This is a genomic window from candidate division KSB1 bacterium, from assembly GCA_034506395.1.
Taxonomy (GTDB): domain Bacteria; phylum Zhuqueibacterota; class Zhuqueibacteria; order Thermofontimicrobiales; family Thermofontimicrobiaceae; genus Thermofontimicrobium.
This window is the reverse complement of the sequence record JAPDPQ010000002.1, coordinates 144,384-157,768: the sequence shown is the minus strand read 5'-3', so window position 1 is coordinate 157,768 and position 13,385 is coordinate 144,384. Positions and strand designations below refer to the sequence as shown.

9 protein-coding genes are annotated in these 13,385 nt (G+C 48.3%); all 9 read right to left on the bottom strand.

The window, feature by feature from the left end; all coding sequences use genetic code 11:
• Positions 1-2: 2 nt before the first annotated feature.
• A complete protein-coding gene (locus ONB37_02015) occupies positions 3-1,616 on the bottom strand; it encodes an OmpA family protein (GenBank protein MDZ7398918.1) in 1,614 nt (537 codons plus the stop codon).
• A 12-nt stretch (positions 1,617-1,628) separates the two neighbouring features.
• Positions 1,629-1,991, bottom strand: a complete 363-nt coding sequence (locus ONB37_02010) for a hypothetical protein (protein MDZ7398917.1) — start codon at positions 1,989-1,991, stop codon at positions 1,629-1,631.
• Positions 1,992-2,451: 460 nt separating this feature from the next.
• Positions 2,452-3,294 (bottom strand): alpha/beta hydrolase, encoded by an 843-nt coding sequence (locus ONB37_02005; GenBank protein MDZ7398916.1) that lies wholly within the window; start codon positions 3,292-3,294, stop codon positions 2,452-2,454.
• Between the two features lie 63 nt (positions 3,295-3,357).
• The gene (locus tag ONB37_02000) at positions 3,358-4,944 is read right to left on the bottom strand and encodes an FGGY-family carbohydrate kinase (GenBank protein MDZ7398915.1); all 1,587 of its coding nucleotides are present in this window, start codon (positions 4,942-4,944) and stop codon (positions 3,358-3,360) included.
• A 105-nt stretch (positions 4,945-5,049) separates the two neighbouring features.
• Positions 5,050-6,222: a gamma-glutamyl-gamma-aminobutyrate hydrolase family protein gene (locus ONB37_01995; protein ID MDZ7398914.1), complete on the bottom strand. Its 1,173-nt coding sequence runs from the start codon at positions 6,220-6,222 to the stop codon at positions 5,050-5,052.
• A 100-nt stretch (positions 6,223-6,322) separates the two neighbouring features.
• Positions 6,323-7,393 carry a beta-lactamase family protein gene (locus ONB37_01990; protein MDZ7398913.1) on the bottom strand — a complete coding sequence of 357 codons (1,071 nt, stop codon included), beginning with the start codon at positions 7,391-7,393 and terminating at the stop codon, positions 6,323-6,325.
• A gap of 43 nt (positions 7,394-7,436) precedes the next feature.
• Positions 7,437-8,069, bottom strand: a complete 633-nt coding sequence (locus ONB37_01985) for an MgtC/SapB family protein (protein MDZ7398912.1) — start codon at positions 8,067-8,069, stop codon at positions 7,437-7,439.
• 219 nt (positions 8,070-8,288) lie between these two features.
• The gene (locus ONB37_01980) at positions 8,289-11,279 is read right to left on the bottom strand and encodes an insulinase family protein (GenBank protein ID MDZ7398911.1); all 2,991 of its coding nucleotides are present in this window, start codon (positions 11,277-11,279) and stop codon (positions 8,289-8,291) included.
• Positions 11,276-13,159, bottom strand: a complete 1,884-nt coding sequence (locus ONB37_01975; protein MDZ7398910.1) for an aldehyde ferredoxin oxidoreductase family protein — start codon at positions 13,157-13,159, stop codon at positions 11,276-11,278. Before ONB37_01975 ends, ONB37_01980 begins: the two co-directional genes overlap by 4 nt.
• Positions 13,160-13,385 lie beyond the last annotated feature (226 nt).

The following is a 13,385-nucleotide window of genomic DNA, read 5'->3' as shown; positions in this document are numbered from 1 at the left end:
AGTCACCTCTCCGAAAGGACATCAAAAACCACCCGTCGGTTCTTGGCGCGGCCGAATTCGGTATCATTATTAGCAATTGGGTCGGCCTCCCCATAAAATTGTACCACGATGCGCTCCCGATTGAGACCCCGCTGCATCAAATAATCTGCCACTTGTTGCGCCCGCTGCTTGGATAACATCAAATTATAATCGTGGCTGGCTGAGTTATCCGAATAACCCTTCACGATCAATCGCAAGTCTGGCACTTCTCTCATGATCGCCACCACGCTATCCAATCGGCTCTGATAATGATCGGCGATGATGGCTTGATTGGGCGCGAAAAAGATGTAGCATTGACCAAGATAGCTTCTTGCTCGGGTATCGGCATCATTTCTGGAACCAGTGACTTCCAGATTATTGAGGATGACCTTGGCTTCGCTCATCTCACTGACCAAAAATCCCAGCTCCCGCTTGATCTTCTGGCTTGGAACGATACCTTCTATGATGATCTGTTCTCCATCCACCAGCAATTTGAACTGGGCATCGCCGAACTCGGCGCGTTGAGCGATCTGTTGCTCAATTTGGTGAATAATTTCCCTCTGACGATGGGAAATATCGGCTGAAATCGGTGTCGAGGTTTTAATCGGTCTTTGCTGCTTGACCAGCATTCGTGGCGCCAATGCAAGCATCAGGGCGATGAGAAACACTGCAAAAGCGATCCATGCCCACTTGAGATGTCGCGGTGAGGGGCGTTGTTTGGCTGGCTGCAGAGAACGCGTCCCATACTTTCGGATAAAATTGGTTAATAATTGAGGGATATCACCAAATTTGGTGATATCACCATCGAAATACCGAAGCAATTTATAGAAACGATTATGGATTTTCCGATTGAGGTTTTGTACATCCTCCTTGAATTGCGCAGGTTCAATCCCAGAGGTCACGCATGCCAGATAGAAATAGCTGGCAGGTTCGACGATGATATTGAGATCGCCATATTGAATCGCATTGAGATCTTGCTTGCTCTCCCCGGCAAAGGCTTCTACCACGAAATTTTGAATTGCGGTCAACATGCCGCCGATGAGCTCTTCATCCACTTTTTCTTCGGCGTTCGGTACAGAGACGTGGGATAACAGTAGGCCGCTTTCTTTATGAATAAGAAAGATCTGCTGGATCTGGAATGGGAGCGATTCTTTGAGTACTAACTCGGACTCCGACACGCCAGTGAGCTTCGCTTCCAAGCGTTTTTTAAACAGACTGCGGCGCAACGCCTGGTCGATCCTCTGGTTAATGGTCTCCACCAGCTTTTTCATCGCCTCGGCTACCGATTTGCGGATTGTCTTGCCAATGATGGGATAGAGCGCATCCACTACATCATCCTTCGCTTCAGCGATCTGATGCCGGATCGCATCACCCATCACTGGCGCCAGCGCCGCGGCCATTTCCTCTTTAGAACTGGCGATTTTTCGTTCTAACAGATCAGCAATGATTGGATCGAGCGATTCAATTAATGCTTCCTTATCAGCGATTTGTTTTTTGAGGCGCACCAACTCTTGTTCCAACTGTTTGAGCTTCAGCTCATCCTCTTGAAGCAAAATTTTTCGCAGCGCCTCAAGCGATCTATCAGTTGGTGATGGCATAGCATATTGGCCCTAATTCAGCCCAGTTTGTTTGACTTTCATCCCCCATTCGATGAACGCCTGTCCGATTTGGCTTTTATCGACTTTTGCCTGATCCAACGCCACCAGTTTTCTCTCAAATTCATCCCTGAGCTGCTCGATCACCGCTTTGGTTTGCTCCTGGTCTATCTTCGTGGCGCGCTGTTGCTCACTGCTTTCAGCTAATCGCTGGTCAAGCTCGGCTTGATTCTTCTGTAATAGCTCAATTTTATGTTGCAATGCCTGGCACTGCTGGTTCAGCACCTCGAATTGTCGATCATATTGTTCGATTAGATCACCGAAAATGATCTCCCGGATCTGCTCAATACCGCTGGAAGATCGCTCCTGTCGGGCCATTTTTCCCTCCGAACCAAATTCGTTCAAGGACATTCCGCGCGAAATTGACCATTAGCTTCTTTAGCGGCTAATATGACAAATTTATCGCTAAAAGTCAAGCAAAATATCCGCTTCAGCTATTTTGCCTATGGCAATCTCATTAAAATCGGACTTAGATGATTCCCATGATTCGTTCAAATTCATTAGAATTGATATCGAAAATGGAGCTTCGAGGCATAAGAAAATGTCACAATCGAAAGCTCTATTTCTCCTTCCATGCCACCACCATTTTGATCCACTTTTAATTTGGCCAATGGCGCTTGCAAGCCGCTCTGATCTGAATCCAGAATAGAGGACTTCAAAAATCCGAATTTGAGTCATAGCGTGGAACGAAGCGAAGCAGCAATCTATTATCTGATTGAAGCATGAGATTCCTCGATTCGCTCGGAATGACGAATGGCCTTGTTTCCAGAAGTTTCAATCAGATGGTTTGAAGATATTCGCGCATTCTATGGACCATCTCTTTGCTGTGTGTGGCCTTATTCGTCTCCATATCGATATACGTTGCGGTAGGCAACATCGAGACCATGCGCTTCAGATTTTCTGGTTCATGAAGCGAATCTTTTGATGCGCCGAAGATCAGCACGGGATAGTGGATATCTGCCAAAAGCGGCCATGCTTGCCAGTGCCAAAGTTTCATTACTGCCTTTTTCAATTTCCAAGGATCGGCTGAGTCGATATTACTGCAATATTTTTGATACTGTTCATAATCGCTTTTCACGTCGAGCCGAAATGTTTTCAAATACCATTTCACAACCGGCTTAATGAGCAGGTAAAGCCGCGGCGGGAAGAAGTAAATGATCACTTTGCCGAATCGCGGCACCCGAAACAAGGCATTGGGGCCGACCAGGACCAGGCATAATGGATCGCGATCCAATAGATGACAGCATTCCAGAATGGCCGAACCGCCCAGCGAACTGCCGAACAAAATGTATCGATTCGGCTGAAAATCGAAATGTCGTACCAATTGCACAATATCGCGAGCGATATCCTCCACACCATATTCCACCTTACCGCGAACCCGGGATGAAATTTTCTCCCGCGTTTCGATATAATAAACAGTGAAATCTTTGGTCATTTCTTGCAGCACTGGCTTCCAGGCCGAGATGAGCGTGATCCAGCCGGCGACCAACAGGATGGGAGGATGTCCCTGGTCCTTAGCCGGAGCGAACGAGACAACTCGTAGGGTCACATTGTCGGTAACTGGCACCCATTGCAGTTGATAGCTGGCGCCAGGAGCGCAATATTGAGACAAGTCTTCCATTTGAACCCTCTCTTCTGTTGAATTGAGATACAGCGCACCACTTGTTATCCGGTGAACCACCTCCTACCGAATGCCTTCTCCCGCATTCATCCGCTTGTACCATCTTTTGTTCTGCTTATAGATGTTTTTGAATTCTCGGAACAGCCGATCGTACAAACTTCGATTGGCTGGATCGGGCGTAAAAACGCGGTCGATTTTGATGTATTTCTTGATGTCCTGATAGGATGGGATATATCCCAGGGTCATGCTTGCTAACAGTGCCATTCCCTTTGCACCGGCTTGTTGCGGATCTTTGACGCGATTGATTTTGCGATTTGTGATGTCAGCCATGATCTGACACCAGATATTGCTTTTTGCTCCGCCGCCGATCATATTTAACTGATCCACTGGATGGTATAGGTTTTCCAGGGTTTCCATGGCCCAGCGCGTATTGAAGGCAATGCCCTCGAACACCGCGCGAATGATATGCTCGCGCGCGTGATTGAGGCCAATGTTAAACAGCCCAGCCCGAACGTAATCGTCGTCTAATGGGCAGCGTTCGCCGAACATCCAAGGCGTGAACAGCAAACCATTAGCCCCAGGGCCAGCTTGCTCGGCCAATTGGTCTAGAACCTGATAGATTTCCGCGACCTTGCGTTCCTCAGTCAATTGTTCTTTATGATAAAGCACGTTATTTTTCAGCCATTCTAAACAAACCCCAGCGGTCTCCTGGTGCGCCATTCCCAAATAGTATTTCTCTGGATAGGTGCTTCCAATGCAGCCCGTATAATGGGCGAGATCGATCTTTCGTTTCGTGAAATGGCCAGCCACCCAACCGCTGGTGCCGAGACTAATGTGCAATTCCCCGTCTTCGATTGCACCAGAACCGAGGGCAGCAGCGCTTAAATCCCCCGCCCCATTGATCACTGGTGTGCCAGGCAACAGACCAGTCGCTTCAGCGGCGGCTGACGTAATTTGACCAACCACCGCGGCGCTGGGCTTCACCTCTGGAAGTTGGTCCAACCGAACCCCAGCCAACCGGCATAACTTCGGATGCCATCGATTGCGATTCTTTCGGGTATCCAAAAGCCACCAAATCACTGCCACATCGACCGAGGTGACCATATTCCCAGTAAGTTGATAGATGATGAAATCCTTTGCATCGAGAAATTTGTAGGTCTTCGCAAATAGCTCAGATTGATTTGCCTGCAACCAGAGCATCTTGCCGATTTGGTCTTTGCCAGTATGCCCAGGACTACCGCCAGTGATGATCAAAAATCGCAACAGATGAAAGATATTGTACCCCAAAATTCTAGGGGGAGTCCATAATCTTTCCCGAATGATATCGGCTGATCGGCTATCTAACCAGGTCATGGACCGCATCAACGGCACGCCCAACCGATCTACCGGGATTAAATTTTGCATCTGGGATGAAAATGTGATCCCGACAATGTCTTCGGGTCGCACCCGAGAGCGTTCGATGACCGTTCGCGTGGTATAACAAACCGCGCGCCACCAATCCATGGGGTCCTGTTCAGCATAACCATGCTGGGGATGGTAGATGGGATAATCCTGTTTGGCAAGATCAACAATATCGCCGTAGATAGAAATGAGAATCGCTTTGTCGCTGCTCGTCCCCATATCATGGGAAACGATGTACTTGTCTGGCATAATTTTTTCCTCTCTCCTTCTCAAATTCACCTCATTGTCTCCCAATCAAAAATTCCAGTCCACTGAGGTTCATTGGTCACCCTCCACAACGAAAATTTCCAATTCCTATGGGTGTAAGTGATCAGTCGCCACTTTTTTATTGTGATGCGCTTTTAATTTCTCACTGAACCAATGCCACAATTTCTGATGGAACTCCAGGCTTGGCGGATTGCCTTCCAATATCTCTAATAGGCTGACCTTGTTGACTTCCTCGGGACGAAACCGATAAGCACGCGACCGATCGTACAAAATGGAGAACTCAGGATGAAATTGGACGCCCAACACATTGGGATATTTCTGATGCTCCAAAGACTCGATCACCCTCCCGTCCAGCGAAGTCGCAATGACTTTCATCCCTTTTCCGAGCCTGCCAGCCATCTGATGATGCGAACTGATTACCATCGGCTGATCGCTCGCCTGAAAGCCAAGCGCTGTAACCAATTTGCCCTCCCGATGCAATTTAATTGGATGCATATTGTATCCGATTAAATTTTGCTCTGGAAAAAGCCGACGGTAAGGATTGGTATGCCATCGATCTCGCCCCAACCGCAGCACTTCCTCCACCGTCCCCTTCCCATATATTTCTGACCAGATATCCTGAACCAATGTCCCGCCAGTCCCAACATTCAAACTTTGACAGCCTAAACAGATCCCGAGAATCGGAAATGATGGATCTGATTCAAGCAATGGGATAAAATTCCTATTTTGATGCCCGCCCAGAAGATGAAAAATGAATGATGTCTCTAAAAAACTTCGATAGGGGGTTTCGATCTCGGTGAACAAACTGGTCTGCTTTCGATAAATATAAGGCGGAATATCAGCGCCCCCGAAAAAGATGATGCCATCCGATTTTTCGAAAATGGTCTTGAACTCATCGGTCAGCGCATTGGTTTGAAACAGGACATCTTTATTGAGCTCACCAGCAAGCCGATGAAATTTCAGCCATTGGATTTGATTTTGCTCTGCCCATTCAATACTGGCTTGATAATTGGTCCGCTCTTTCGCGTGAAAAACACCGATGACCACCAGGTTTTCGATTTGGATCAAGCCATTGTTCCTCAGCGCTATTAAATCATTGATGCTACCCAGAGTCGGATAAAAAATGGTCAGACGAACTTGATCGGATTTTGCTTCAGCCGTATCAAAAAAACGCGGCTGGGCAAAACTCGAAGCGACAAGCGCACTTCCAATGAGCAGCGTGATAAATGCGATACGCCAAACCTGATCCTTGAGCCTCATGACTTTGTCCCTTTCATAAGTTCTCTCTTTATATTCCTTCGACCTGAACGATCTTTTTGATTGCCTCGCTGAATTCGATCAAACGATCGATCTAGAAAATTTACCGTCCGAACAGAAACCAATCCGCCAATTGATCCGCCGTTTGATTTAACATCGGCTCATTGCGATTGGTCAAAATGATGATCGAGAAATTTTGTTCGGGATAGCGTTGGATAATGGTCGCAAATCCGCAGCTCTGACCAGTATGATGTTGGCGCATCACACCTCGATAGGAGTCGATTCTCCAGCCGAACCCATAATCGAGCTTCGTCCCGTCATTTAATACGCCTGGGGTAAATGCCTGGTGGAGCGTCTCAGTCCGCACCAGCCGCTCGGTGTACAACGCTTGATCCCATTTAAATAAATCTTCGATCGATGAATAAATTCCACCGTCTCCTAATACGGCGCTTGTCAGACTCTGATCCTTGGGAATCAACTGGCCATCTTCATTGGCATATCCGTAAGCCCGATGACTTACCTCTGAAACGCCCTGCTCGAAAGCCACAGTCGTGTTCATGCCGAGCGGCTCAAAGATATTTTCTTTCAAAAATTGAGCGAACCGTTGGCCGCTGACCTGCTCCACGATGATCGCCAACACTGCATAACCTGAGTTGCTGTAGCGATATTGACTTCCTGGAGGGAAATAGGTCGAGTCCTGGGACATCATCATTTGAAGCACATCTTTATCGAGGACCTGGCTCGTCGCCGTATCCGGAATGAGTGACTCGTAATCGATTAACCCTGAGGTGTGGTTTAACAGGTGTCTGATGGTGATCTTTCGACCGTATTCAGGGAAATTTGGGAAGATATCCGTTAAAGGCTGGTCATAGGAAAGTTTGCCCCGTTCTTCAAGCATCATGATACACATCGCAGTGAACTGCTTGGTCACCGAGGCAAGCCGAAAATTGGTTTGTTCCGTAACTGGGATCTGCCGTTCTACATCTGCCATGCCGTAGCATTTTTTCAGTAAGGGTTTTCCATCTTTGATGATGAGCAAGGCGGCGCCGGGCACATTTTTGCCCGCGTAAATCGAGAAAAGGGAGTCGACTTGTTTTTTGAGAGGGGAAGAACAATAGATCAGTAGCAATGAACCAAAGGAGAAAGCAAAGAAGCATCGCTTTGCGAAAGACATCCTTGTTTTTCCTCCGTGGGAATTTTAAGCCTCATGTGATGCATCAAAAAGTGAACGATTGCACTTCTGGATCTTGTAAAAGTTTCTGACGAGCTTGTTCATGATTGCGAGGCGAACCGACAACCACCACCGTGCAGGTCATTTTATCCCCGGATTTCTCCTGCTTGAAGCTGCGAACGGTTAGCTTGTTGCGCTGAAATAGTTGTTGCAGGTCGGTGGCTTTTTCAGATCTCAAAGCACAAACGATCTCATATGAGCGTGTTTCGCGGGCCAAATCGATCATGCGTTCGAACCGTGGAAACACCAAAAGAATGATAAGCACAAAAATGACAGTCAAACCGGAAAGCAAGAAATATCCGCTGCCAATGCCCATTCCGACGGCGGCTGTAAGCCAGATCATCGCTGCTGTTGTCAGACCAAGGACGCGACCTTTCTCTCGCAGGATCACGCCAGCTCCCAAAAATCCGATGCCACTCACGATGTTGGCAGCGATCCGAGGATCATTTTCCCCACCAATTTTCAAAGAGAACATGGTGAATAGCGTAGCACCGACGCAAATGAAAATCAGCGTTCGAAACCCAGCGGTTTTATCGCGATACTCCCGCTCCGCCCCGATGAGCGCGCCAGATAGAATGGCTAATAGCAATTTGACTGCATCCATGAATTCGATGCTCATCGCTGCTTCCTCCGTTATTGGGCTGAATGGAGCACTTGGCTCGGATAACCATGTTCTGATCGATGATCATTTTTAGACAGAAATGGCCGCAAAGCCAAAGCTCACCAGTTCAGGAGCTTATTGGCAAAGCTCAATTGAATTGGATCAATTTCGGCTCATGTATTGAGCGCAATTCGATATTTCTATGGCAAATGGCATCAGAGGTTTATATGTTTCTTTTTAGCCCTGATCCTTATGGCTTGAATTCAATAAATCTCGAATGCTCAATTTACCTTTTTTCAGTTGGCGATTGGCCTGAGCGAGTTTTTCGCGGCTCGAGACAACACATACTGCGGACCGCTGCCAGTTTTCCAATAGAAAATCGAGAGTCGCGCGAGTGACCTGCTTAGCAGCAGCAGAAAGAATACGATCAAACTGCGCTTCGCGAAACTGCGGCGTTTGCCCAGTGAGATGGCGATGCAAAGCTTTGCGCGTAGCCGTTTTTGGCCGGAGGGGCTTGTGATAATGCTTAGCCGCTCCGATGATCGCTCGATCGACATCTCCCTGGGTCCAATCAGCCTGCTGAACATACTGCATCAGGTTTTCAAACACCTGAAGCGTGCGCGCTATATGGGGATCCCGATATGACGACAATTCGAATTCCTGATCCAGCCCGTCATAGCTGGCCCAAGCGCCGTAGGCATTCCCCTTGAATCGAATTTCATTTAGCATATACTCTGACGAGATGATCCGCGTGCCCAATTTTAGCAGGACCGAATCGGGATGGGAGATGTGCCAGCCAGGAACCACTTGAGAGCAATATGCTACCTGCATGGGACTTGCCAGTCCCTCGCGCGGCGGCTGTTGATACGGCACAAATTCCAGCGCAGCCGGAGTTATCGGTTGATCGTTCATCTGCTGGATCCAGGACGTCAGATGCTGGCGCACTCGTTCCGCTGCGTAGTCGGAACCTGTAAAACTTGCCGTCAATCGCCGCGGATTCAGGATGAAATCCCGAACGGCTTCAATATGTCCGATGAGCTCTGAAAACCGTTGATCGAAGTCATCCACCAGTTGCTCGGTCAACGCCAATTGAGGCAAACCATGGATGATCTCAGCCAAATATGCCTCAGCAGAGAGGCCGCGCGCAGCATGCCGACTGGCAGTCCCAGATCCATCCTGAACCAGCTCGGTCCGATAATGCGCCCGCGCTTGAACCACCACATCGCGCAACCGTTCTTTATCCCGCGGATCGACCGCAAAAATGAGATCGCGCAATAATTCCATCGCTGGATCGATCTGCTCATCCAATGATTTGAGACTAAATCGCAATCCCCAGACCGACCGCTGCGGCTCGGTTGCATGGGTGGTGAAATAGGTCCAGCAATCAATGCCGCCAGTATGGGCAGCTACACGACTCGCAATCTGCTCGTAATTCATTCCAGCCGCGCCAAGTTTATTTATGGCATCGACGTATCGGGGCATGTACTCCCATAAATTCTTGGGCAGTCCAGTGAGATTGAAATCTAGATAAAGATAATTCACCCCGTTGGCGAATACATCATTGATCAACAATTCTACCCCTTTGGCAAGGCGTTCGATTGTTGTAGGGATATGTTTGGGCTGCCTAGGGATTTCGCTCACTTTCAATTGCGGCAGGGTGGCCAACGCCTCCGGCGAATTGGGCGTTCCGGATTCCCGCTCCAGCCGCTTTGCCTCCCGCGCGATCCTCTTCAACTGCTCCTCGTTGAACTGGCTGCGCACTTGCTTCATCCGCTGGGCGAACGCTGCCTCCTCCCGAGCCTCAAGATCTTTGTCGGGCAGCATCAGATAAGTCAACCGATGAGGGTTGTCCAGCAGCCTCTCCTTAATCAATTGGTTGAACAGAGCTGGATTTTCCTGATATTTTTGCTGACATGTTTTTAAATGTTCGTTCATCCGAACGAAGGTTAAAGGATCTCCCCCTTGGATCCAGACGTTCACCACGCGATCCATGAGATGCAGAGGATAAGAAGGCAGAATTTCGCGATAGTGATAAGCCGCCTGTTGAAATGCCGCCGCCACCCGCTCTCGATCAAACTCCTCTTGTGCCAACTGGTTTAGCGTATCGAACACCAGTCGCTCGAATCGGTCTGCCCGATCTGGTTCAGTGCCTTTCAATCCCACAGTAAAAACTGATTCCAATCCCACCGAGCGAAATCCGGAATAGATCAGGTCCTGGCCCAACTTGGAATCGATGATCGCCTTTTTCAGCGGCGCAGCCTCATTGCCCAATAAAATATTGCTCAAAATGTAGAGCTGGGCCACGTCCAATGCATCGATGCCGCTGCCGACCAACCAGTTGATCACCACATAGGTCTTTTCCTCCGGCGACTCCGATGAGCCAATCGGATAAAAATCTTGCATCCTTCGGGGCGAGTCCCAGCGCGGTTGCTGGGAGATCTTCACTCGAACTTCCCGACGTTCGAATGCATCGAGTTTATCTTTCAAAAAAATTAGGTACTCCTCGGTGGGGATATCGCCATAAATAAAAAAATACGCGTTGCTGGGATGATAATGATCTTCAAAGAATTTTTTGAAAGCTTGATAAGTCAGGTCCGGGATGCTCTCGGGATCGCCACCGGACTCGCGGCCATAGATCGAGTCTGGAAATAAGGCGCGGCTCATACCACGATACAGCCGCGATTCTGGATCAGAAAACGTGCCCTTCATTTCATTATAAACCACACCGTTCAAAGTCAGTTCTCCAGTCGGCTGGCGAGGATTTTTCGGCATGAGATGATGCGCTTCACGCCGAAAGGTTTGTTCGGTCAACAGCGGATGAAATACCGCATCGAAATAGACCTCAGCCAGGTTAAATAAATCTTGCTTCACATTGCTCGCCACCGGATAATAGGTGCAATCCCAGCCGGTCATGGCATTGATGAACGTCGCCATGCTCATCTTTACCATCTCGAAAAATGGATCACGAACTGGATATTTTTGAGATCCGCTCAATACCGAGTGTTCCATGATATGCGGCACCCCGGTATCATCAGGCGGTGGCGTCGGAAAATTGATGGAGAACAAATTCTCTGAATCATCGGCGTAAAAATGCATGATCCGAGCCCCGGTCTTGATATGCTCAAGCTGAATGGCTGTGAAATTTAATTCGAACAGTGGCGTGATATTAACAACGCGAAACCCATGGATTACATCATTCATGTTAAAGTTGATCTTCAAATTGATCATTGGAGCGGCTCCTGTTGTAAATGTATGCCATATTTCATTAAAATCTCCCTGATCGGAATACCATTTTCGTCGTATCCTCGGAGCTGATAATATCTATCCAGCATTTTGTCGAGCGGCACAATGTGTTGCGCTGGATCGTTTCGTCTGGGCTGCTTGAGAAATCGATCGGGCAGTGTATCGTCCTTGCGCGAAATACCCTCGCGCGTGTTCATATAGCGCTCCAACAGATGAATCCGATGCCCAATAGTCAGAAATTTTTTCGGATTCATTTTGATCCCGGTGACAGATTCATAGTATTGGCAGAACACGCGCAGATCCATAAATTTTTTGGCCAGCCAAGGGAACGTCTGCATCACGAAGCGCAAAATGGGGGTTGGGGTATATTTGATGATCGCTGGCTCCATCAAAAACGCCCACGTGGTGAACAAGCAGATGTGGAGCGAATTGACCCCGTTGTAAATCGCTTCAAACAAGGTCACATAATCAGCTCTCGCCCGCGTGGAATTAGGATTCAAGTAGTTCAAAAACACTTCCAGCGCGAAAGTAGTGGCGGAGAGATGACAGGGACCGCGATTGGCAACGGCATACGAAAGTCCCTGCCCCCAAGAGCCTCGGGGATCATAGGCTGGGAATTCCATGCCCTTCACCTGCATGGCGAATTCCTTGCCGCCATATTTTTCGGACAACCAGCGGGTACCATTCGCCAGCTCCGCGCCAAATCCGCGACGATAGGCGATTTCCTCGATCGTTTCCGCAATTCCATTTGGTGAGCCAAATTTCAAATTCGTTTTGATCAAACCCAGCTCACCAGCTTCCATGGCAAATGCGAGGGTGACCCCAGTTGAAATAGTATCTAGGCCCAACCGACCGCATTGATCATTCCAGACACTGATCAAATCGGTATCAAAAATACCCAGGTTCGGCCCGAGCATAGCTGTCGTCTCATATTCAGGTATTTTACGGATGTTACCATCAGGATAGCTCCCTTTATGGCCACATAAAATGGAGCAAGGGATACAGGTATACGGCTGGGTCCTGTACTGGTCCGCCATGGCTTCGCCGGTGACCTTGTCCACAAGATCGCGATTACCAAAGCGAAAATTTTCCACTGGTACGATATTGCCCCGTTGACAGAATTTGAAATTAGCAGCTGTGCCGTATTTGCGGTACAAAGTGCCGGTGATCAAGTTCTCGTTAATTTGCTTTACTGCTTTTTTATGGACCTTCTGAAATAGCTTGACATTTTTGGGAACGATTTTAAATTTCCCGCCGCGCGCCACGATCGCTTTTACACGTTTCGCACCAAATACAGCGCCGATCCCGCCACGGCCGAGATAGCGACTTCCCGAGCGCACATTGGCAAACCAAACCTGATTTTCTCCAGCGGGGCCAATGACCAATGCACCATCGGTTTTGTTCAACCCCAAAGCCTGCTGGGTCTCCTCGGTATCCTTGCCCCAGAGTCCCTGCCCATCATGAAACTGTACACCATCGGCTGTGATCTCCAGATAGCATGGCCGATCAGCCATTCCCTTGATCAATAACCCATCGTAACCTGCTGTCTTGACCGCCATTCCAAATGGCCCCCCGCAGGAAGAAGAGACCAAAATCCCAGTCAGCGGCGATTTGGTGATTGCGACAAAGCGACCACTGCATGTGGCGCCAGTGCCCATAATCACCCCCATCATCAAGGCAATGATGTTCTCTTCCCCCAGCGGATTAACGCCTGGTTTTAATCTTTCATAAAGAAACTTTAAACCAAGACCTTTTCCACCCATATAAAGCTGTCGATCCTGGTCAGTAATTTTTAACTCAACGACCTGTTGAGTCGATAGATCGATTTCAAGAACTCGGTTACTTGTGCCGATGATCTCTGCCACAAAACTACCCCTGTTTAAATCCAAATAGCCGTTTCAAGAGTCGGAATTATCAACTATATTCGCAAGTCATTTGACGATAGTTTTGAATAAGCCGAGATTGATTGTTTCAACTCATAACATCCCTTAGTCAGATTATTAAAATTCGTCAGCCAATTCAGGGCCTTTTCCAGCGAAGCGAAAAATCTGTCAATGAAACCAACCAATCTAGAAATAATAAATTTCTCAC